At 61.7% G+C, this 22,875-nt stretch carries 12 protein-coding genes; 1 reads left to right on the top strand and 11 read right to left on the bottom strand.

What is annotated here, in order from left to right; translation table 11 throughout:
- Window positions 1-133: 133 nt before the first annotated feature.
- Window positions 134-736, bottom strand: a complete 603-nt coding sequence (locus HNQ59_RS11935) for a trimeric intracellular cation channel family protein (RefSeq protein ID WP_184039513.1) — start codon at window positions 734-736, stop codon at window positions 134-136.
- Window positions 737-1,185: 449 nt separating this feature from the next.
- Here HNQ59_RS11935 and HNQ59_RS11930 point away from each other — a divergent pair, with 449 nt between their 5' ends.
- Complete coding sequence (locus tag HNQ59_RS11930; protein ID WP_184039510.1) at window positions 1,186-2,082, top strand: 2OG-Fe(II) oxygenase; 897 nt, start codon at window positions 1,186-1,188, stop codon at window positions 2,080-2,082.
- Window positions 2,083-2,205: 123 nt separating this feature from the next.
- Here the strand turns inward: HNQ59_RS11930 and HNQ59_RS19660 are convergent, their stop codons facing one another.
- From HNQ59_RS19660 to HNQ59_RS11880, 10 genes are all read right to left on the bottom strand, one after another.
- Window positions 2,206-6,015, bottom strand: coding sequence for an eCIS core domain-containing protein (locus HNQ59_RS19660; protein ID WP_246490972.1), 3,810 nt, complete (start codon window positions 6,013-6,015; stop codon window positions 2,206-2,208).
- Between the two features lie 4 nt (window positions 6,016-6,019).
- Window positions 6,020-9,862 carry a hypothetical protein gene (locus HNQ59_RS11920; RefSeq protein ID WP_184039507.1) on the bottom strand — a complete coding sequence of 1,281 codons (3,843 nt, stop codon included), beginning with the start codon at window positions 9,860-9,862 and terminating at the stop codon, window positions 6,020-6,022.
- Between the two features lie 3 nt (window positions 9,863-9,865).
- Window positions 9,866-11,197: a hypothetical protein gene (locus tag HNQ59_RS11915; RefSeq protein WP_184039504.1), complete on the bottom strand. Its 1,332-nt coding sequence runs from the start codon at window positions 11,195-11,197 to the stop codon at window positions 9,866-9,868.
- Window positions 11,198-11,272: 75 nt separating this feature from the next.
- Window positions 11,273-12,667: a coiled-coil domain-containing protein gene (locus HNQ59_RS11910; RefSeq protein WP_184039501.1), complete on the bottom strand. Its 1,395-nt coding sequence runs from the start codon at window positions 12,665-12,667 to the stop codon at window positions 11,273-11,275.
- Between the two features lie 88 nt (window positions 12,668-12,755).
- Window positions 12,756-14,699: an ATP-binding protein gene (locus HNQ59_RS11905; RefSeq protein ID WP_184039498.1), complete on the bottom strand. Its 1,944-nt coding sequence runs from the start codon at window positions 14,697-14,699 to the stop codon at window positions 12,756-12,758.
- Window positions 14,692-16,191 (bottom strand): hypothetical protein, encoded by a 1,500-nt coding sequence (locus HNQ59_RS11900; protein WP_184039495.1) that lies wholly within the window; start codon window positions 16,189-16,191, stop codon window positions 14,692-14,694. Before HNQ59_RS11900 ends, HNQ59_RS11905 begins: the two co-directional genes overlap by 8 nt.
- On the bottom strand, window positions 16,188-18,419 hold the full coding sequence (locus tag HNQ59_RS11895) for a phage tail protein (protein WP_184039492.1): 2,232 nt from the start codon (window positions 18,417-18,419) through the stop codon (window positions 16,188-16,190). The genes HNQ59_RS11900 and HNQ59_RS11895 overlap by 4 nt, the downstream gene beginning before the upstream one ends.
- Before the next feature lies 1 nt (window position 18,420).
- The gene (locus tag HNQ59_RS11890; RefSeq protein ID WP_184039489.1) at window positions 18,421-20,604 is read right to left on the bottom strand and encodes a putative baseplate assembly protein; all 2,184 of its coding nucleotides are present in this window, start codon (window positions 20,602-20,604) and stop codon (window positions 18,421-18,423) included.
- Between the two features lie 42 nt (window positions 20,605-20,646).
- Complete coding sequence (locus tag HNQ59_RS11885; protein ID WP_184039486.1) at window positions 20,647-21,042, bottom strand: GPW/gp25 family protein; 396 nt, start codon at window positions 21,040-21,042, stop codon at window positions 20,647-20,649.
- Window positions 21,039-22,853 (bottom strand): hypothetical protein, encoded by a 1,815-nt coding sequence (locus HNQ59_RS11880; RefSeq protein ID WP_184039483.1) that lies wholly within the window; start codon window positions 22,851-22,853, stop codon window positions 21,039-21,041. Before HNQ59_RS11880 ends, HNQ59_RS11885 begins: the two co-directional genes overlap by 4 nt.
- Between the last annotated feature and the right edge of the window lie 22 nt (window positions 22,854-22,875).

Genomic DNA, 22,875 nt, shown 5'->3' with positions numbered 1-22,875 from the left:
GGCATGGGCTGAACGGTTGCCTGTTCGCAAGATCGCCTTCTCGTCGATGGTTCAAAACCCGGATGACCGCTTTGACGGCATCCGGGTTTGTCATTTTCAGATCATCTGATTGAGTGGCGGGGAGCCATTGCACTCAGCGCAAGTTGAAAACCGGTAGCTGCCAGTTCAGTGTCAATGCCAGCAGCCGTAAGCTGACCACCGCGATGAATCCTGCCACAAACGCCCAGGATTCACGCCATTTCAGTTTTTTCAACAACAGGTAGATACCGATGCCGACAATGGCGGCTGAGGCATAGATATCTTTACGCAGAATCAATGGGATTTGATTGCTGAGAATGTCGCGGATCACGCCGCCTGCCGTACCGGTCATTGTCCCCATCACGATCACAATAATGCCTCTATGCCCTGCTGCGGCAGCAAGCTGTGCGCCATAGATCGCAAACAGTGCAAGGCCCAGGGCATCCGCCACCAACAAGACATGGTAGGGAATAGGCAGATACTGGACATACGCAATGGTGGCCAAGCCAGTCAGGCAGGTCAGATATAGATAGCACGGGTCTTGCATCCAGAATATCGGATGGCGATTCATCAGCAGATCGCGGACCGTGCCACCCCCAATGGCAGTAATGGTCGCAATGATCATCACCCCCAGCCAGTCAAGCTTTGCCCGGCCCGCCGCCAGCGCACCACTGAACGCGAAAATGGCGCAGCCGAGCAGGTCAAACAAATACAGCATGGTTCGAGCTGGGGATCGTTTGTCCAGCCCAGGGCGGTCATCTGGTTGCGGGTTGAGAGATAGCATATTGGCGTGACGGATAGCGATGCGGCTTGACCCTGTTGGCACGGCTTGGGCTTATACAAACTGTGCTTTCAGGCTTATTGAATCGAGGTCTTGACGATATGGAACAGCCCCCAATTACACCATAATTGGAAACAGGGGGGAAATCGTGTTGGCGAGGCAGGTGCCTGAGCACTGATGCAATCTCGGTACCCAGATACCAGCGCACCATCCATCATGGATTTTGATACCGGCTGCCTTCAACCCTGGAAATCCTGCATACTCAGACGCTGTTGGCACAGTTTCATGACCTATACCCAGACAATCACCTCCAGAGTGATCTGATCTGGGTTATGATATTCATTTGGCATTTGTCCACTCTACCCCAATCTGACAAGGAGCATTCCATGCCGCAACTGGATACCGCCTGGCAAGCCTGGCTGAATGAAAACATCAATCGAGGCTGCTCACCGGAATCGATGATCCAAGCCATGATGGGTGCGGGTTTCGACCAAGCCAGCGCCAGCACCGTGGTGCTTCAATTGTTGCAGCCCAAGCAGGTTGGCCCAGTTGTCCAAGCGCCCGTGGTTATTCAACAGGCACCAGCGGTCGTCGAGCAACCCAAGGCTGTAGCCAAGGGTAATTACCACTATGACACGATGCCGATCGCCCCCGGCAACCGCATCGATGTCGGTGACCGTGAAGTCAAGGTGCTGATGCGCTGTGAGCGCCCGCAGGTGGTGGTATTTGGTGATGTGTTATCGCATGAGGAATGCGATGAAATCATTCGGCGTTCCACCCATAAATTGAAACGCTCGACGACAGTCAACCCGCTGACTGGCAAGGAAGACATCATCGAACGACGAACCAGTGAGGGAACCTTCTTCAATCGCTGTGAAGATGATTTCATCGCCAAGCTGGATCGCCGCATTGCCCGGCTGATGAACTGGCCCATGGAAAACGGTGAAGGCTTTCAAATTTTACGCTATGGCATCGGTGGCGAGTACCGCCCTCATTTCGACTATTTCCCGCCCAATGAGTCGGGCAGCGCACCACACCTGGCAAATGGTGGGCAACGGGTCAGCACGCTGGTGATGTATCTGAATGATGTAGAGGCCGGCGGTGAAACTATCTTCCCGGATGCGGGCATGTCTGTCGCACCACAAAAAGGAAGTGCTGCCTACTTCCGGTATTTCAATGATCGAGGCCAAGTCGATCCGATGACCCTGCATGGCGGCGCACCCGTGCTGGCAGGTGAAAAATGGATCATGACCAAATGGATGCGGCAGCATCGCTATGGCTGATCAATGCCTCAATCAGGCAGCTGAGCGGGTTGATACATGTACTCTGTAGGTTGACAATTGACCTACAGAGGCAAATGCAGCGTTGGCTGTATCTCTGCCGCTGTCTGGCCGAATGCTTGGCATTCAAGGCCGGGTTATCTGTGTGATACGGAAAAACTTGTGTGGCGGGTTGCGCTGGTGAAACCCCTGCTGTTTGAAGGTACGCAAAGTCATATTGGTATGCACCGGCCCACTTGGCCCTTCGCTGAAGGTGATCCGCTGGTTCAGGTTCTGCTGCCTACCCGCAGCTTGATTCAAGGTGCTGTCGAGCGGCCATAGATTGGTGTGATTGTCATTGCCATGCCAGTCGAGATCCAACACATGATCCGGCTCTTCATCATGCGTTCTGAGGTTATAGCCGTGCCTGGCAAACCGGCGGTTGAAACCGGCCTGGGCGCTCCCGCTCCGAGGGGTCGGGTCAAGCTCGATCACATCATTCATACCTGGATAGTAACTGACACCGATATTGATCGGCTGATTTCGCCCTGTCAGCGCGGGCAGATTGGTCGGTACATCCAGCGGGTAATTGGAAAGCTGTGTACACCGCTGCCGGTCCGAGCTGCCGATCCGCAGGGTCGTGCAGCGTGGGGTCGGTGCGGTGCAGTCGCTATCACTGCTGCAATTGCCGCCCTCCTGCACTGCAAGGGCGCATGTCTGCGGATACTCGGATTTCGGCTTGAACCACGTCATTTCGATAGGATCGCTGGAGGTCAGCCCCGTCGGCACTGAGCCTGTTGGCGGTGCCGGGGGCAAATCGCCACCGCCGCCATTACCACCACGACAAGGGTTGGCAATGCCAGCGCGCCTGGCCGGGTCGGCAGGCATGGTCGGCGTGCGGCCTCGGTGGGGGGTGGTGGAATTGTCGTCACTCAGCATGCTTTGCAACAACTCCACCATATCGATATCAAACGGTGACAAATCAAAATCCCAGTCACCCAGCTCGTTGCTGGACGAGAACAACTCCCAAGACCAGCAGTCACCCCAGTCCCAACGCCCCAGCTCCCAGCGCCGGGAGAACAACTCAAAGCGATGGAACAGCATGGCGCGGATCGCGGCAAATATCGACAGACGTAATGCCAAACAAGGCTCCAGCGTTACATCAGTCGTCAAGACGATCTTGCCCTGCTGGCACTCCACCTGCGCATTCGCCACCAAGGGCGCCTCCGCCACTGCAGCGCCAAAGACGGATAGATCCAGGTTGCCGGATACCACTGTGGTATCGATATAACCCAACAGGCAACCCCAGCCTGCTTGCAATTCAAGGTCCCCAAATATTTCCAGGCTGGCTTCCAGCCGATTGGCCAGCTCCAGCGATGCTGTACCCGTGTGCGCACCGGTCACCGGGTCAACGTTCAGGCACATGTTCTTCAGTGTCAATGGGCCCAGCTCTGCACTGATTTGGGCAATCAAACCAGCATTTGCCCAAAGGCTAACCAGAACCGGTACAGGGATATAGGGGACTTCGACCGGGACTTCAAACAATTTCACATAGTCAGTCGCTTCTCTGAACTCCTCTTCGATCAATGGATAAGCCTCGAAAATCACCATATCGTCCAGGCACAGAACTGGTTCGACTTCCGATTCTGCACTCTGCTCTTCCGGGCAGTGTCCAGGACATTCACCCGTCTGGTAAGGCTCATCAGAGAAATCCATGCCGCCATCGTAGGGAGGCTTGCCGAAGATCCACCCGACCGCCTGTGGCACACCATAGTTGCAGATCGCTTCCAGATCGCACAATCGATGCACTGGCCCCAGGATGCCAAAAGGCCCGGTTTCACCAAAGCGTGCGCTCCAGTCATAGCAGGCATCGTGCTGACGACACCCTTCGTGGGTATTGCAATGATGGAAGTTGGGATAGACCCAGAAGTAATGGCTTGGGCCTCGTTCTCCCTCGGTTTCGACACAGGCGGTGCGTGCGTGATCGGTCGGGTCATCCGGTGGATCGCAGGTCTTGCAGTCGGGCCCGCAGGCCCCTCTACACTTGGCACCACTACGGATGGCCGGATCATTCGGATACACCAGTAAAGGGCCAGAGTGAGGTCGCCCAGGGCTACCTGAGTGCCAGCTGCCGCCCAGTTGCGATGGCATGAGCCCGGCTCGATAGAGCAAACCACAGAGCGGACAATCATCTGTGAACAAGTCGCGGGGGATCATGATGCCCAGATCGTCAAAGCCGATCGGGTTGAGGGTCGGGGGCAGCAGTGCCAGCGATGCAGAGGCACCGCGCCGACTGATGCTGAGCGCCAGATCAAAACCACTGTCGATGGCGGTATCGTCGTGCCAGGCCAGTAACGGCCAGTACAAGCGGCACAGGTTCTGCCCCAGGAACTGTAGCTCACCAAACCCCGCCACACCGAGATCTGCAGCCAGGCCCAACGTCTGACGCTCAGAAACCGCCAGACTGAAGGTGCCACCCGCATAGCTCATGCCGCCACTCGCCCGGATGCGACTGGCGATGATGCCTCGTGCGAAGCCTTCCAAGCCCCCTTCCAGCCCAACAATTGGAATCAGCAAAGCAAAGGGCGGGTCTGGCCAGACAATCAGCAGGCCGACCTCACCATGCAGACCGACATCCAACGCGGCGCCCAACCCCAGCGCAGCTGTCGCTGCAAACGAGCCACTGGCAGAGAAACTGGGCCCAAACGGATCGATCGTGATACTCACCCCGCTGACCGAGCATGGCCCCAGCTGGCCGGACAACTCCGGCGTCAAACTGGCAAAGGCTTCGACCAATCCATATGCCGAAACCGGCCCTGCGATCGGCACCGCACCAAAGGCAATCGGGAGGCTGGCTGACATGCCCGGCAGGGAAAACTGCACGGCAAAGGTGGGGCAAACTGGCACCGGGCCAGGGATCGATACCACCAGGGTAGTGCCAACGATACTGATGCTGCCCCCGCCCAGTGCAGCAACATAGGCATTGGCGATATCCCAGAATTCCTTGGCAATGCCACCAATGAATTCCACGCCAGCCTCCACCCCTTCAGCGACTGCATCCGCCCCGGCGGCCAAGCCCTCGCCAACGGCTTCCGCCCCGGCCACCAGGCCCTCACCGACAGCTTGTGCGCCTTCCGCCAAGCCCTCGCCTACATCCTGAGCCAACCCGACCCCAGCATCGATGGCCTGCGAACCGGCCTCGACAATCTCATCAAAGCTGGGGGGGGACGGCACGTAGTCCCAGACATCACGCTGCACCCTGACACCTGCCGCCGCGTCACGCTCTTCGGCTTCACATGCTGCACACTTGGCCTGGGCACGACGCGCCACCCCACCTTGTTGCACCACATGGGTCAGCTCGTGCGCCAGCAGGTGCTGGCCTTGCTGCGTACCCGGTTGATATTGCCCGGCAGCGAAGTGAATGTGGTTGCCGACTGTGTAGGCTCGGGCGTCGAGCTGGCTGGCACGCTGGTCCGCACTGGCATCTTGATGGATGCGCACGTCTTGGAACGATTCACCAAAAGCGCCTTCCATCTGCTGCCGGGTATTGGCTGGAAGCGGCTCGCCACCAGCCGGTGCCAGGTCAACGGCCTGGGTCGTCACTGGGCCGGCCTTGCCTTTGCGCTGCGCGACTTTGTCCTCCGCCTCGCAAGCGGCACACTTCCGCTGCACGGTCGTGTCATCCACCGGCGTGATGCTTGGCCGGGCACCAGTGGCCTGCCCGCCCAGGCGGGCGACCACATGCTCCGCCACTTGGTCGGCTTCCTTTTCATAAACGGTGTCCGGTGCATCCACCACCGCTCTCTGCACCTGGCTTGGCATGGCAAATGCGCGCCAGGTTTGATTGGGAGAAATCCCTCCCTCCTTGTTGTTGCAAGGCTGGCAGGCACGCTGCACCCGTGGCGCCGGCTTGGAGGCTGGCGCCTGAGCTTTGGCGGTGGTAGCAGCGCGTGCCATCACGTCAATTCAATGGGTTGGCGGTGAAGAAGATGATGGACTGATATTGGGCCGGATCACGACCCAGATCCTTCAGCCTATCGACCTCTTTTGTTTGCAATGAGTAGGTACGCATGAATTGCACCTGCCGTGCAAAGCCCAGCCGGGCCAATGCTGCCTTGACCGTATCCAGCACGTGATCTGCCAATGCGGCTGGGCTGCCACCCACCGCTGCAACTGCCAGTGAGAGTACATCGTTGGGCACAGCCTCACGGATGCTCTCCTCCAGCCGCAACATATCCACTGGCTGCGCACCCCGCCACTCATGCTGCCAGAACGGGGTATTGACGTTGAGATCGAAGCGATCGTCCCATGGAGCGAGCACCATCAAACCAGGCCGCACCTCGGAACGAGGCGTGAGAATGGTCAATGCCCGGCAGGACGTCAAAGAGGCAACATCACCACTCAGATTGGCCCGCACATCTGATGGATTGCCACCCAGCAGACGACTGATATTACCTGCTTGCACCTTGACTTCCGCATCCTCACCGACAGTAAAGACCTGCGCATCGAACACCGCCGGGCTACCGCCCCAAGCCTTTTTAAGCGCCACTTCTGCTGTTGGAGTCAGCGATTTGCCATCCGGCTGGAATTCAGCATGTGCAATCGAGCTGAGCGGGATTTGACTGAGCGCCTTGGCCAGCCCTGCCGTTTTCACGGTTTCATTGAAGCGTTGCAAGACCTCAACAGATGGGAGACGATAGACTTCATGGCAGATCACCGACGCAGCCAGCGTCACCAGGAACACCCCGCCGTCCAGCCCTGACAGCCCCAATGGTGGCAGGATGGGCAGCAACACATTGTCAACAGCCGTTTTCTGAGTACCGGCCAATTGCAGCTCCAGCGCCACCAACCGTGCCCGGGCCAAGGCTTCACCTTCTGACAACGCCGCACCTTGCGAGCCGATTGCGCCAAATCGTAACGCAGGGCCCGGATTGGCTTGCTGCCAATCGCGCAAGAGATCGGCTGCGGGAGTGGCGATGGTGGAACGCCCACCGTCGAAGGTTACGATGCTGATCTGTGCAAAGCCCAAGCTGGTGATGGCTGCGGCATCGGCAGTCAGCACCGCTGCGCGCGCAGCTTGCAGATTGGCTTCCGTATCGATCTTAAGGTGGAAGAGTTGGTAACGCCGTTGATCCACCGGTGTGGGTGCGCGATCCAACCCACATTGCCGGGTGCGCCGACGGTGGAACAAGACCCAATCCTTACGTGCCAGGATGGTCAGCACATCACTACCGGCGGGACGTGTGCCAAACAGGTCTGCCAGTGCATCGGCAGCAAAATTGGGTGTGTTCTCCCGGGTAGCCAGCACTTGGATAGCGGCCTCGGAAGCCGCACGTAGCGGATTGCCGGTTTTCAGCACCTCACCATTCGCATCCAGGCTCAGGTTGAAGCGGATCGATCCTTTCTTGTTCTTTTGGCCACCCGTCAATACCATCAATGCTCGGGCCTGTAGTGGATTGGGACGTAGCGCCACAAACAGCTGCAATGTATCAATGTCCAGCAGGCTCTCGCCATTGCCAGCCGAATTACGCAGATCAATATTGACGACCAAGCTATCGGTCTCGGCATCCCGTGCCCCGATCACTACCGGCGCATTGATCGGCACCACTTTACGTGTACCACTCTGCCCGCCGAACAACCCTTGCAAAACGACACTGCCCGTGAAATTGGCCTGGATCACTGTCCCTGTCGCGACAGTTTGGATGTGGTCGATCCGTAACCGACCACTACCCGCCAAATCAACGAAGGTACTGTTGGCACTACGTGGCACCAGTATGGTCAAATCCAACAGACAAGGGATGCTCGCCCCTTCGCTGGATGCCAGCGGGTTGGTGCCGATCCGGGTACCGATCCACAGTGCTACGTGATCAACATCATCTTCTGTCAAGCCAGCAAAATGACTCAACCCTTTGGTGTCGCCCGACTTGGCGACATAGGCCAGTCGCTTGGCACGGTAAGCCTCTGCCTCACTTTTCAGGCGGGCATAACGCATGGCCATTGCGTCGGTGCGAGCGGTGGCTTCTGCCGCTGCGTGTGCGGACACCCCTTCTTGGCGGGTGCGCAGGATGTCTGCCGCATGCCAAGTGGTCTCGGCCAGCGAATTCTTACGCGCAGCAGCCCACTCACGCAGATCCTTCGAAAATGAGTCGAGGCTGTCGGTTTCAGCCATGGCCCCGAAACAGAAACGCAAGCTGCCGTCGGGTTGCTTTTCGCTACGCGCCGCGCCAGCCAACACCCCACGCTCGAAAGTATTGTGATCTGAGGTCACATGAGCCTGTGAAGATGGATCAGAGAACAGGAATGCCAGACGGCCCGCCCACCCCTGCCCGAGTTTGGCATTGACGCCCAGAATCTCGCCATCAGGCACCAGGATATCGACTTCCTCTTTCTGTTGAGGGTTGTCCAGACCACGCGTCAGCGAGATCCGCTCCATGTGCTGGGCCTCCTGCAATGCCTCTGCCACATAATCGGGGCGGACGATGCAGAACCGCAGATCGACACCTTCACCCATCATCTGCCGGATTTGTTGATTGACCGTGAAATTGGCCGATGGCACCACCGGCAGATACCCAGCGCTGGGCAGCTCGACTATGCCGCGCCGGATCAGCAATCGATCGGTCGGCATCAGCTTGATCATGTCCTTGGCGCTTTGCAGCCGGTTGACCAAATGGCCCAGCTCACTGGTCCCACCACTCAGCAGGTAGGATTCAGCCCGATCCGCACCCAGATCCAATTTGGCCAGGTGCTCGCTGGTGGCGCGGTAGTAGCGTTCAAGCTGGTTGACCACGCTGCTGGCATCCACCACCAATTTGCGTAGTTGCTGGCATGGGTCATCGCCATCGGCTTCGGCTTCAACCTGCCAGACATCACGCAATTGACATTGGAACTGCAGGATCTGTGCCAGGAAGGCATCCCAAGGCCGCATCATCATGCGCCATTGCCAATAGCGGCGCGGGTCGCCATCGATGCGCTCGCGGCGGGCGATCCATTGATCCAGGAACAAGATCTGTTGGCTGCCCATCGCCAGCACGCCCAAGGGCACAAAGCTGCCGACAGCAGCCAACGCGCCACGGCACCAGACCGACGATTGCAGGCCCGCCCGTGAAATCAGCTGTGCCACCGATAGGGCTTCATCGGCAAAATAACTGGATGCCACCCGTGAGCGCAGGTGCCATTGCTCGAACAACACTGCTGTCGAGGTGGATAGCGGCGTGCGCAGCTGCAAAGGCAGCGCCTGCAGCACGACACCCTCTCGTCGCCATGGGCGCTGGGTCTGCGTGGCGCAGGCATTGGCACACAGCCCGGCCACCATGTCTTCGTGTCCACACAGCGCCTCGGCATGCACAATGCCGATCAGGTACAAACCAACGCCGGGCACGGGCGTGGCGGTGCCATGGACCTTGTTCAGCTCGCATTCGACAAACCCTGCGGTATCGTTTGGCGCCGCTGCGGTGTCGGCATTCACTGTTGGGCGCGAGCGCTCGATCAAGGTCGCGATCTCGAACGTCACGGCATCTGGCAGCAACAGCACCCGGCCATCCGGGTCGATGGCCAAGCCAGGGCTCAATGTCAGACGTTGGCCCGCCGTGGCCTGCAGGTCAAACCCATTGACCACCCCAGCCCCGCCCGCTTGATTGGACAGCTGCACCAATTGCCGCAGGTAGGTCTGCTCGGCCTGGAGATCCTCTGCCTTCAGAAATTTACCATCGAAATAATTGAGCCGGGTGAGAGGGGTATCGCCCGGAATCAGGGTGATGCCGTTGCTGGCATTCAACAGCACCAGTGTGTCTTGAGTAGTGGGCATGGCTCAGTTCCCCTTGTTCATCCAGACAAAATCACGACCGCTCACCACGTCACCGGCATCGGTCGGCTGGGCAGTCTGTGCGCCAAACAGCGGCAGGCCGTTCTGGCCCAGAATGGGCTGGCTGCCGGTGCCGATCAGCACCAGCCGCATCAACTGCGTCCCGGGGTCGCTGGCGAGGGTGATCGTCAGTGTCCGTTGATCAGCCGACAGCTCGACCTGATTGACAGCCATCACCTGCCACCCGGTACCGCCCACCAGCTGCGCGGCCTGCACGCCAGCATTGGAGACAGTGTCTTTATCCAGCGGGCTATCGAGTTGCAAGGTCACCACTGCGCCCGCCCGGTTGACACTGGCTGGCACCACTCGTGGCCCAGTGGGCTGGCTGCCGCCAGGGCTGCCGAGCAAGGCAGGTAGCAGCCCTTGCAAGGTGGTGGTGGCAAGCACCACCTCGCGGACTCGGTTATCGACCGTGACCGCTTTCAGCTTGGTGCTGCTGCCTGCGGGTGCCAGGATGACGCCATCCAGGTTGGCCAGCGGCACGTCCAGCACCGCGTGGGCAGGGAACAAGGTCGCTTCCAGATCGTCGGCGCTTGGGTCTGTACCCGCCTGATCAGCCAGTGCAGCCGCCACGGCGACATCATGTACGGTGCGTTTCAGCAGTGTCAGTCGCTCATCCGCCGGTGCATTGGCCAGTGCGGCACGGGCATCCAGCACCGCTTGATCCGCCGGGATCACGGCACCGTTCTCCTCAATGGGTGCATCCAACCCCAGCAACAGCCGCAGCAGGTGATGACGTGGCTTGCTGGCTGGCGCCTTGCCCGGTTTCACGACCAGCTCGCTGGTCTCGAACACCCGTGAATAGGCCGTGTCGCCTTGTGCGCCGACACAAGTATCCAGCAAGGCTGGGATGGGCCGCATCAGGCACGCCCGGTGGCGGATCACCACATGCAGATCCAGGTGGAAGCCATCCACCTGCTCGGAGACGATCAGGCCAGGGTCTTCGCGATGTGCACTGAACCACGCTGGCAGGTTCAGGCATTGCCGGGTATCGACATGCAGCTCCCGCCCAAAGCCGTCCAGTGCCAGCCCAGCCTCGACACGGATCTCGTCACTGGGCAGGTCGGCGGACACCGCCAGCCCCCACACCGTACCCCAGCCATGCAGCCAGGCATTGTGCAGCCGCGACTTGCCACGGTGGTAGGCTTGATCGGTCACAAAGTCATCGACGCCGAGCAACATCCCATAGTGGTAGTTGACGGCGAGATAGGGGCGATTGGGCAGCCACTGCTCGTCCTCGTCGTGACTCACCCATTGCAGTGCTTGATCGTCGGCCATTGGGGCCTCCTATGGTGTCTTCTGGATTCTGTATTGCCAGGTTCAGGCCGTGGTGTGACGGCCCACCCACCGTCGTCACACAGTCAAGATGCCGCGCAGGGCATGCCCGCGCAGCTCGCTTTGTCGTTTGGTGCCCTCGGCCACCGCCCCCTGCCGAGCCGCCAAGGCATCGACCAGCCAGGCTTGACGCCGCCGTCGCTTGGCATCGTCGATCAAAGCCAGCACCAGCTCCTTCTCCGTGTTCTTGACCGCACTCGTCAATGCGGTGGTCGCACCTTTGAGCCGGGCCAGCGCCGCATCGGCATCCAACCAGCGGCTGAGATCAGCCCACAATGCATCCGGCACACTGGCTTGCCATTCCGTCATGGTGGCGCGCATGGCGCTGGTGTAGAGCACCTCTTTACCGGTGCCGGCTTTGTCCAGGGTATCTTTGGCCACCTGCCATGCGGTCTTGGCCTTGCCCAGATCACTGGTGCCATCTGCCTCCAGCGCCGTCAGATCGGCTGCCGGGTCAGCGGCCAGCACCTTGGCTCGCTCGCCTTGCAGCACCTTGAGGGCATCCGCCAAAGCCACCGCAGCCACATCCCGTTCAGATTCCGCCTGAGCGGCACTGTTGCGATCGGCACTCAAAGCAGCATCGTTCAGGTGGGCTTTCTGCTGTGGTGTCAGCACATTGTTCCCGGTATTGGCCAGATAGCTCAGATTGGCCACGGCAGAGGCCAGATCAGCAGTCGCACGGCTGGTGTACAGCATCAAATTGCGCTCGGCCTGATCCAGTGCACGTGTCAGGCGGGTCAACTTGTCGCCAGCCAGGGTGGTCACTTCGCTTTCGGTGTCGGCCAAGGCCAGCACCGCGTCAGCCAGCGCGGCCTGTCGATCCGCCAAACCAGTCGCCAGCCCAGCCCGCTCGGTGACACGCGCCAGCAAGGTGGCAGGCAGCGAATCCTTGATCCGCTGTTTGGCTGCGGTGTAATCGGCACTGGCCAGGGCATCGGTGGCGGCCTGTTTGACATCGGCCACCGGTGACGCAGCCAGCGCATCCAATGCGGCCTGCCGCTTGTTCTTGGCGGCAGTGGCTGCCGCCAGCTCCGATTCAGCCGATGCCAGCGCCTTGGTCAGCCGCTCCAGCCGGAGCTGGGCGCTGGTCAGTGTGGCTTGCGCCAAGCCAGCCGCCAATTCCGCTGAGGTAACCGCCGCCGCTTTGGCACGCTGGGTGGCGATTGCTTCCCGTAGCGCAACCAGCAATGGCTCACCATCGGCTGGCATCGGGATCTTGCCTAGCTGAGTGCGGATCGCCACCAGTTGGTCGGTCGAAGCCGACAGCTCGCCCCGAGCCATGCTCAGGCTGGCCTGGGCGGCGGTCACCTGGGACTGGGCCGCACTGACGGCACTGGCAGCCTGGGTGGATTGCGTTTTCTGCTCGTCTCGCCATTGGGTGGCGAATTCAACAAGGGTTTTCGGATCTGCCATGGCGATCTCCCCATCTGGCAATGAATGAATACCTACCTGTTCATATCCTGTCGTCCAGGCGCGGTTGACCTGTGTGCTGTTGATGCAGTCATGGGCACAGACGCCCGGTTTTCTCGAATTCCAATGCAATGGCCCGCTCCAGCCCACTCTGGCTGATCGGCCCATCGGTGGCGGCAGCCTCATAAGCCGCACCCAGCAAGGCGTTACGGATCATCGCGCCAGACATCGGATAGCGCAGTGCCAGCAGCTCGAAATCCACCCCGTCGGCCAGCGGGGCCTGGGCGGGCACATGCCGTCGCCAGATCGCCGCCCGTTCGTCCGCTCCTGGCTCTGGGAAATCGATGACGAATTCGAAACGCCGCAGGAAGGCTTTATCGATGTGCTGCCGAAGATTGGTAGCCAGGATGGCAATGCCGTCGAAGCGCTCCAGCCGGGTCAGCAGATAGGCGGTTTCGATATTGGCAAAGCGGTCATTGGCGTCGTGCACATCGGTGCGCTTGGCAAACAGGGCATCGGCCTCATCGAAAAACAGCACGCCACGGGTGGCCTCGGCTTCGTCGAAGATCGCCGCCAGGTTTTTCTCAGTTTCACCGATCCATTTCGATACAGTGCGCGACAGATCGATCACCAACAATTCGGCGTGCAACGCCAGCGCCATCACCTCGGCGGCCAGGGTCTTGCCGGTGCCGGGCAAGCCACAGAACAGCAGCCGTAAGCCACGCCGACTGGTATCCCCACGATCGAAACCCCAGTCATCCAACACCTGTGACTGCAACCGCAGGCGGGCCACCGCATTGTGCAGAGCCTGGGTGGCGGGCTCGGGCAAGATCAGGTCATCCCACCCTGCGCGCGGGGTGACGCGGCGCATCTGGCTATCGCCCCCGCGTGCCAGCCGGGTCTTCAGCGCGGTGTAGGCGGTTCCGGCGTCAAGCGGCGTCAAACCGGCCAGCGCACGGGCGTCACCTTGTACCCGCCACAGCCGCCGGGGCTCCAATGGAAAACGTGCGGCCAGCTCGGGTGCTTGTTCAGCCAGCTCGGGCAATGACTCTTGCCACAGCGCCGCCAGCAGGGCGCGTGATGGGCGTGGTGCCGCCACCGGCAACACTGGCATGGGCAGGCTGGCCAGCCAGGCTGGATCTGCCTCGGCACATAACATCGGCCAGGGAAAATGCCCCAACAGGCGGCTTGGGCCCGGGTTGCCGACCCACACCGGAATCCGGTCGTGGATGAGGCACAGCTGCAGCAGTTGATCAACCACGCCCTCAGGCTGGCCCGCTACTTCAAAGCAGACCGCACGCGGCCCCAGACCGGCCAGCCACTGCGCCAGGCGGATGTGGCTCGCCAACGGCTCGCCCTGCAAGGCCACCATCAAGGCTTGTCGACTTTGCAGCCGATCTGTCAGGTAGCACACATCGCTTTGACGCAGCCAGCCGTCATCCAGCCGGGTCAGCACCTGCAACGGCGGCACAGGCCAATTGATCAGCCCCTGCAATGCCGCCCACACCCCATCAGCCAGGCGCAGAGAGCGCTCCGGCCACGCCCCCTCGCCCACGACGCGCACCAGACCCAGCCGCAGCAGTGCGCTTTGCGTCAGCAATCGCCAGGCTTCACCGCGGTCCAGGCCCTGACATGCCAGCCGCGCAAACAGGCCCACGGTCGGGAACGGCTCGCCGCGTGGGTGCAGGCCCACAAAACTGGCGACAAATCCCTCGTGTTCTTCCGCCATGCCCGCCAATATCAGCAACAGCCGTTCATCGGCGCTCAGCTTGAGCTGTCGGCACAGTCGATCCAGCAAGCTGCCAGTCCCGCCCACCTCACCAGCGGTGGGGTGCCAGGCCATGGCCTGTTGCCAGTGTCCATGCAGGAAGGCCAGCGTTTGTTGCGTCTGTTCGTCCTGCAATGCAGCCTGGTCCAGTACCGAGGCCAGCCGCTGCCCTACCGCTGCCGTTTCGTACCACAGTGGAACACTGGGGCTACCCAGTGCGCTGGGCTGGATGGTCTGGCCCGACCAGGCTGCATAACCGTCACGCATAGCGATACCTCAACACAGCGCCCAGCCAGGGGACGAAGCCAGGGTCAAGATCCAACCCCGCCTTGCGGATGTCGGTCGAGACATCGTCCAGGCTGAAGCAGACGTCCACCCACCCTGGGTCGAGCCGCAGGCTGGCCGGGCGCCGGGCAATCCGCTCGATCAGGCCCGCCCCGGCCCAATCGGGCAGGCGAGCTTCCAACCAGCCGTGCAACCATTGCAGGCTGGTGTGCAACACAGCTTGTGCGGAGGCGGGCAATTCGATCGGGTTGCAGCTGTCATCCGTCAACAGCGGCAAGCCAGCGAAGACCCGCTCAGCCGGATCATTGCGCGGCATCATCGGCAACATTTGTCTGGCCAATTGTGTCAGCAAGGTGGGCAATGGTATGTCCGGCAGTGCGGCCAGCCCAGCCATCACCCCAGCCTCGGCCAGATGTGGGGCAATCAGCAGCAAACCACCGAATTCGGTGTGGGCCAGGGTGGGCTGGATCGGCTCGATGGCGGACTCGACCAACGGCGTGGCGAACTCGCCCGATGTTGGCAAGGGCTCTCGCTGATCCGCCACGGCAGCTGGCATGTCGCGTTGCGTCATCGTTGGCGCTGCCTGTGCCGACATCGTTGCCTGTCCATGGATCAACGAAGCCTGCAATAGCCCAGGCAGGTCGTGACCTTGCCTGCGCACCCACTCCGGCTGCGCCAGGACCGCATACCAAGCCAGCCATTGCATGGCCTCGTCGGCAGGTACCGTGCGCAATTGGGCCAGCCAAGTGCTGGCGAGGGAAAGCAACCCGGTGGATCGAGTGGATGAGGCGACCTCCTCCGGCCTATCTGTCATGGCCAACCATATGGGCGGCTCGGTGCCAGCGGCTGCCACCGCTTGCCGCAAAGCGCAGACCAACTGAGGCCAATCCGGGATCTCCGTCAGGCCATATGCCGACAGCAGGTGCTGCCACAATCGGGCGCGCTCGTCCGCCGTCAGCGCCTGCAGACGCGACTGCAAGGTCAGCTGGCATAGCCAGTGCTTGAGCAGCGGCACCACCCAAGCAGGTTGGCCCCACAGCAGGTCGAACAACGCCGCCCGCCGCTTTGATGCGCTCACCGCACCCTGCGTCAGCCAACCCAGTCGCTGCCAAGCCCAATCCAAGGTGTCGTGCTGGTTGAATACCGCATCGGCAAAGGCCACCAGAGCCGCGCCAGGGTGGGCAAAGCACACCAGTTGATCGACATGGCCTGCCTGCATGGCCTGCTCGACCGCCCTGGCGATGGCCTCGCACCAACGCTGTGCAGATTCCCAATCGGTGTGCTGCGCCGACAAAGTCAGCGGTAAGGCAATACGCTTGATCAACAACAATTCATCATCTGGCGCCAATGCCTGCAGGCGCATCGCCAGCAATTCATCCACCAGCGACTGCTGAATCGCCTGGGCACGGGGCAAATCGTCTGACGTGGTATGGAAATGGCTGTAGAAGCGGCCAATGGCAACGGGTTGGCTCATGTCAGCCTCCCCTGGCCCAGGGTTTGATTACCCAGGCTGAGCCCGCTGCCAGGGCGGCCCAGCAGGTTGTCCTTGCCCAAGGCCGAGTGCCCAAGCTGCATAGGCTGGAAGCCGCCACTGTGGCCGATCACCGAGGTCATGGCCACTCGCAGGTTACGCCCGATGCGCATGCCCGCGCCGATGGTGCATAACTCGTACAGGGTATGGGCTGGCCGGTGTTGTTCCAGAAGATGGCGCACCATGGCCTCCTGCTCTGGGCTCAGCTCGCCCAGAATCAACACGCTGAATCGATGGGCGTGCTGACGGAAACTGTCCACCGCCACGCTCGCGTCACCTGACCGGGCGGCCTCGCCCACCGGCCCACCCACCCGCAGACCATGGCCCAGCACGGCTGCGCGCTGCCCCCCCAGGCCATCACCAGCCACCACCCCTAGTCCACGGGTGCGAAACTGCTCCATGATCACGATCTGACGATCGGTGACAATCTGCAGCATGCGGCGGATGCCCCACACCGTGCCCCGTAGGCGCCACAGCAGCATGGCCTCGGCAATGAAGGTGCGGCGCGCGGTGTCTGACCACCGTTCATCCAGGCTCAGCCCCAACCAGCCCGCCAGCCACGGCAGGATGCTGGCTGGGGTGCTGAAGGGCTTCAGCAGCGCGTGCCGGTGTTCGTGCTGGCTGGCCAGATCATGGTGAAGCCCCGCCGGTGCTGTCAGGAATCGCTGCAGGAATCCCCGCATGGCTTCGTGGCGGGCGTACAGCTTGGGCAGGCGGCGCAGCCAGTCATGGCCGGGGTGCTCGGCGCGGATGGTACGGATCTTCGGTGTCGCACGCGATGTGCCGATCAGGTCGATCACCAACCACAGATAGCGCCCCGCCTTGGCTGGCACGGCAGCCTCATAGGTGGCGAATTGGTCATCCGCCTGCAGCCAGGGCTGCTCGCTGCCATCGCTGCGGCGGATCACCGGCCCACCCAGGCTGGCTGGGTCGGGCACATCGATCTGCTGTGGCATCGGCGTGGCCTCCGCCTCTAGCGGCACCACCGGCATGCTGGACACCGGCGGATCTCGACCGATACGGTCTTCGACATCTTCATCGTCATCACCAACGATCCCCTGCACCCGGATCTCGGTATTGGGCGGCAGACAGGCATCCAGCAGCACCCGCCCCCAGACGGTCTGATAGCTGCCGCTGTCGAGTCGGAAGCTGATCACCCGACCAGGGCTTTGATACTTCACCCGCGCCGCCACCGCGTGGCGCACACCTTTGTCTGTCCAATAGGCGATACGGCCATCGGGCGCGGCGACAATGCCCATGCCATCGTAGCCGCGTGCCTGCAGCGGCTCGACCAGGCCATAGGGTACCCCGCCGATGTCCAGCTGCAGCAAGTCTTCATTGGGGCGCCGTGCAATCACCAAACGCGTCCGGTCGTCATGACCGATCGCCACGATATCGGATGCCCATGCCAGCGGCTTGCCACTACCCAGCGTGATGGCCAACGGGCTGGCCCGCCACTGCCGTGGCCTGCCCAGCTCGTGGAGCGATGCATCCACGGTGTGCGCACGCCCCAGCACGAACAAGCGACCATCGTGAGAAAAGGCCAGCCGGGCGGGGGCATCCACCCCGACCAGACTCACCGGCAGGAGCCGCATTCCGCGGTTGGCGGACAGTTTCCACAGCTGCGGCGGCTGTGGTGACAGACCATAGACCCAGCCCTGATGGTAGGCGAGATCCACCGCGCCGCCTGGCACCGGCAGGCTCAACACCACCCGTTGCTGGATCAGATCGAACACCACCACCCGCTGCCCGGCGGTGTCGAGCACGAACAGATGATCGCGCTCATCGCAGGCCAATGCACGTGGCGTGAAACCAGGCAGCAGCGGGGTCCGGGGTGCGAAATCGCCATGCTGATGGGGTGACACACTGCCCAGCACCTCAGCCGTGGGCAGCACCCGTTGCGGATGCAAGGGGTCGAATGCACCCCATAGCACCCGCTCGACACGTTGCGCGGCAGGTAGGCTATGAAACAGCCGACAATGGCGATCAAATGCCAGCCCCGCGCCTTGGGGATCGCTGATGGCCCCTGGCTCGCCAGGGGTGGCGTCGCCAGACCACCCCAATTGCACAATGCCATCAATCAGCGCAGCCTGCTGAAAGCTGCAGCGCAACCAAGTGGCGGCACCAGTGATCATGGCAAAGTCAGCTTCGGGGTAGGTGCGCGCAGCCATGTCAGCACTCCTCACGCAGAACGGGGATCGGCAGCACCACACCTGCTGGCGGCACTGGATTGATCCCCTCACCAGGCGCGGGTAGCGGCAAACCATCCACCACAGTGATGGCAGCCAGCTCGGGGACTTCCCACTTGGTAAGCGTCACCGTGCCATTGATCCAACCACTGCCGTCCCACCCAGCCACGCTGAGCCCTTCCAGGAACTCCACCCCCTCGACCTGCAAAGCAGCGGCCTCCAGCTCAGGGCCATACACCCGCCGCCCCAGCGGCCAGCCCTCACCGGTAGGGCCATAGGGTGGCAATGGCGCCAGGTATTGACGCAACACCAATTCCACCCATTTGCGCACCGCCTCGATGCCATAACCGGCCTTCACCTTCACCGCCACGGACACCGCCACTTTGCGATAGGTAGGAGGCAATACATATAACTCAGTCGTCACCAACCGCCGCTGATCCAGCCACTGGCACACCGCCCGCAACAGCGCGGCATCCGGCATCGGGGCATTGGGGTGATCGGGGTCATGCTGCGGCCACACCACCACGCTGACCACGCCAGCGGCCTCTGCCTCCGGCGCTTGTGGGTGGAAGCGCGGCAAGCACTCGGCGCGGCCCAGCTGAGCACCAGGTGTCTGGCGGGCCAACTCCTTGAAATCATCAGCGGTCACGGCCCGATCTCGCCGCCGTAACTCGCCGGGGATACGCGCCAATGCCGCTTCCACCCCCTCCGCATCGGCGCCACCGGCGGCAGGCAGCAGATTGCCGACCTTGACACCCGGCAGATCGACCTTACTGATGGCACCGGCTGCCACATTACCCTGCACACCGCCGCCATAACGGTAACCCCGCACGCGGATACGCTCACCCCATTGCGGGATGCGGCCCCGCAGGCCATCCCCGAAACGCAGCAGCCCCGCTTCCGGGTCGAGCATCACATGGCGTGATTCCCGATAGCTGCCGAAGAAATCATCCACCCGGCTGTAGCGAATCCATTGCCCGCCAACCCGGCCACCTTCTTCCACCTCGACCACCAGCTGGTCATAGGCATCATCGGGCAACACGGGCCGATGTGAGAGCGGATACTGCTGCCCTGGCTGCCCATTGCCATCCCCCAGGTATTGCGCATCGGCCACCCGTGCCTGTTCGGCCTCGCTGGCATTGACTGTGATCAGCCGATACCGGCCAAAGCGGCTGCCATCACGACGGAACACCCGAACCCAGGCAATCACCTTGGCTTGCTGTTCATCATCCAACAGCGGCGGAAAATCACCCGCGCCAGCCAGATCCAGATCGACTATGGGCAGGCCGATGGCGTCCTTGTCGGTGGGCAGCGCCAACCGGACGGTGCCACCTTGGGTCAGACCACGGGTGCTATCGCCTTCCACCTTCAGATTGACGTATTGCGGTTGACTGTTTTTCAGGGGCTTGGCTGTCGAGATCTGCCAACTCAACTGTGGTGGGCTGGGCAGGCCGGTGATCCCCAGGCAGGGGTCGATGGTCTGAATGCCACCGACCGGCAGGCTGGGCTCGAAACCCAGGTTCAACAATGGTTGCGCATCGGCCTTCTGCCATGCTGTCAGGTCAAAACCATCTTCGGCCAGCAAGGCGATCCAGATCATGCCATCCACCGCACTGCTGAAATCGACCGGCTCCGCCAGCTTGGCGGGGTCGAGCAGCAGCGGGCTGTAATACACCCTTGGCTGTTCGGCCAGCTCATCCGGCAAGGCGTCGATGGTGCGCAGCACAAAGGCATGCACTTCACTTTCGTCATCGGCAGTGGGGGCATCGGTACGCGCCCGCGACACCGCAATACAGGAAAGTGGCCAGGCGTGGGTTTCCGTCAACGTCTGGAACTCGACCTTGCCAGCTCGGGTAATGGTCTTGCGCGGGATGCTGACACCTGCCGCCTTGTCGGCAGTGAAGCTCAACAGCGCACGGCCAGGCTGCGCGGGCAACAGGGGGATCTGCAGCAGTTTCAGGTATTCGAGGTAGCTGGCTTCAGGGATCTGGTTGAAACGGAACAGCAGGTTTTCCGACTGGAAGGCGAACAGCTCCAGCAACGTGATGCCAGGGTCGCTCTCGTTGTGATCCGTCCAGGCCGGGTTATAGACAGGGATGCGGGCTTTCAGCTCAGCAGCGAGCTGCGCATAGCTGCGGTCGTCGAGTATCGGGCTGGGTAGGGGCATGTCTTCTCTCCTGGCACGTTCGGTGGCCACCATGGGCGGTGGCTACTGCGTACCCTCCAGATAAAACGGGTAGACCAGATTGTCCGGTCGGCCATCCCGCAGATGGGTGTAGGCGATACGGATCATCACCAGCGCAGGCTCATCGCCAGGCAACACTTCCACACGATCCACCGCGATCCGGGGCTCCCAGGTGCGCAATGCCAACTCGATCTCGCGTTGCATCAGCGCACGGGTCGAGGTGGTGTTGGGTTGCATCAGGAACCGCCGCAACCCACAACCAAACGTGGGCAACATCACCCGCTCGCCCGGCTCGGTGTCCAGAATGATCGCCATCGACTGCCTTACCTTTTCCGGGCCCGCCACCACGGGCAGGCGGCCATTGCCATCGGGTTGCCAGGGCAGTCCAATGCCTTGCCCCAATGTCGCACTGCGTGTCATGCGTATTCTCCCGTTGTCGGCAGGTGTGGCTCATCGCGCCATTGGCACATCCGGCGCGGCTCATAGTCCAACCCGGCCAGCAAGTCGAGTTGTGAACCATCGCCAGCAGTACGGGCCGCCTGCTCGGTCATCACCTGCGCCAGGTCGGTCAACGGTCTGGCGCTGTATTGATCGAGGCTGGGCTTGATCGCCAATGCGCGAGGCGCGTGTTTGGGGTTGACTATGCCACCGGGCAGCAGCAACGGCTCACCTGCCACCTCGGCCATCATGTGCGACAGCGATTCGGTCAGATCACCGCGCAGGGCCACACCCGTCTTGATTCCCCCTTGAAAGGCGAACTGGAACCCCGCCGCATCCACATCTGCCCCGCCAGGGATGGCCGCCAGCTCAGCCTGCAGAATCGGGTCGAGTTTGAAGCTGGGCAGGATGCAGAATTTCAGCGCCAGCAAAAACCACAGGTTGAAGATGAACACCACGATGGGCAGGAACAGATTCAGCACGAACAGCGCCACCAGCGTGATCAGCGGAATCGCGAAGAAACAGAAGGCATCCCCGCCCATGCTGCCGCCGGACAGCGCGTTGCCGCTGATCTTGGGTTGTAGGGTCTGCGGTTGTACGAACTTCACAGGCGAGAACTTGCCGACCGGTCGCGCCAGCACTTGTGCTGCCAGCTCAGCCAGATTCGGCATCTGTACCGTCACTGGGCGATTGGCGGTGCCTTGCAGGTCAAATTGCGAGGCCAGGCGATAGGTTTCGGTCGGTGCGCTCCACACCAGCTCGCCGTCGCAATCCGGTGCCTGCACATTCAAGCCCTGCTGTGGGCAGCAGCAGGCATGACGGCGGAAGAAGGTGCGGATCTCATAACTGGATCGGTCATCAAATCGGGCCTCGCCCTGCGCCGTGGTATCGAATGCGCTGGTCGGCACCACGCCAAAGAACAGCGCCCGCCCACGCGCATCGTGCGCTGGGTTGGCCGGGTCGGGGAAGACGCGGTACAGTGGGAGCCACGTCTCCTGCAGGGTTTCCGGCATCGTTTCGACCTCCTGCCATTGCCCGATGCCAGTATGGCCGCCCGACACCCACCCCTCTTCGAATACCCGCACGCCGTTGGCCTGCCGCCAGGCATCCAGCGCCTGCCGCTTCTGCTGCACAGCCTCACGAGCGGCCTGTAGCAACGCATCGAACTGCCCGGCCTGCTTCAGCTTGGCGATTTTCTCGGCACGCCTGCGCGCCGCGGCAGGGCGCACCGGAATGGTCTGCTCCCACTCGCCCAGTTTGGCCTGGGCAGTCACCAGCTCTCTCAGCAAGGCCACTGCCTGCGGGCGCGATTCGGCTGGGTAATCCAACCGTTTGCGCCGCACCACAAAGCCCGCCTGGCACACCTCGCTGACGGGCACCGCCGGGAAGCCGGGCACATCGCAATGCAGCTCGCACACCACCAGATAATGGCGGCCATGCGAGGGCAAAAACAGCTTGCGGATGCCGGTGCCCACCAGCTGAGAGCGGCGCAGGTCGGTCACCGCATCGCCTGGCTGCCAGGGCTTGCCATCCGATTTCATCGGAAACAATGCAGCCAGCTTGCCGACAAACTGACCCGGGCTGGCAGCAGCCAGATTGATCGCGAACACTTGGTCGTCCTGGTTGAACCGCACGGAATGCTGCAAATCCTTGATGAATTCATTCACGAAATCGTCACTGGCAAATTTCTGGAGCACCGGCGCCATCCCCCGCCCACTGCGAGGCACGCCAGCCAATGGCCAGCGGTACCAAGGGGCGGTGATGGCCCAGGGGTGATGAGGGGTGGTGGTCATGAGCGATCCTTTGTCTGCGCGC

It is taken from the genome of Chitinivorax tropicus, from assembly GCF_014202905.1.
GTDB lineage: Bacteria > Pseudomonadota > Gammaproteobacteria > Burkholderiales > SCOH01 > Chitinivorax > Chitinivorax tropicus.
Note: the sequence above shows the minus strand (reverse complement) of the source record. Positions and strands in the feature narration are given on the sequence as shown.

What these genes read in the sequence shown, in the direction of transcription:
- HNQ59_RS11885 (WP_184039486.1), bottom strand. Translation starts at nt 21,042, where the DNA reads ATGACACGCAGTGCGACATTGGGGCAAGGCATTGGACTGCCCTGGCAA.
- HNQ59_RS11890 (WP_184039489.1), bottom strand. Translation starts at nt 20,604, where the DNA reads ATGCCCCTACCCAGCCCGATACTCGACGACCGCAGCTATGCGCAGCTC.
- HNQ59_RS11935 (WP_184039513.1), bottom strand. Translation starts at nt 736, where the DNA reads ATGCTGTATTTGTTTGACCTGCTCGGCTGCGCCATTTTCGCGTTCAGT.
- HNQ59_RS11895 (WP_184039492.1), bottom strand. Translation starts at nt 18,419, where the DNA reads ATGGCTGCGCGCACCTACCCCGAAGCTGACTTTGCCATGATCACTGGT.
- HNQ59_RS11920 (WP_184039507.1), bottom strand. Translation starts at nt 9,862, where the DNA reads ATGCCCACTACTCAAGACACACTGGTGCTGTTGAATGCCAGCAACGGC.
- HNQ59_RS11905 (WP_184039498.1), bottom strand. Translation starts at nt 14,699, where the DNA reads ATGCGTGACGGTTATGCAGCCTGGTCGGGCCAGACCATCCAGCCCAGC.
- HNQ59_RS11900 (WP_184039495.1), bottom strand. Translation starts at nt 16,191, where the DNA reads ATGAGCCAACCCGTTGCCATTGGCCGCTTCTACAGCCATTTCCATACC.
- HNQ59_RS19660 (WP_246490972.1), bottom strand. Translation starts at nt 6,015, where the DNA reads ATGGCACGCGCTGCTACCACCGCCAAAGCTCAGGCGCCAGCCTCCAAG.
- HNQ59_RS11880 (WP_184039483.1), bottom strand. Translation starts at nt 22,853, where the DNA reads ATGACCACCACCCCTCATCACCCCTGGGCCATCACCGCCCCTTGGTAC.
- HNQ59_RS11915 (WP_184039504.1), bottom strand. Translation starts at nt 11,197, where the DNA reads ATGGCCGACGATCAAGCACTGCAATGGGTGAGTCACGACGAGGACGAG.
- HNQ59_RS11910 (WP_184039501.1), bottom strand. Translation starts at nt 12,667, where the DNA reads ATGGCAGATCCGAAAACCCTTGTTGAATTCGCCACCCAATGGCGAGAC.
- HNQ59_RS11930 (WP_184039510.1), top strand. Translation starts at nt 1,186, where the DNA reads ATGCCGCAACTGGATACCGCCTGGCAAGCCTGGCTGAATGAAAACATC.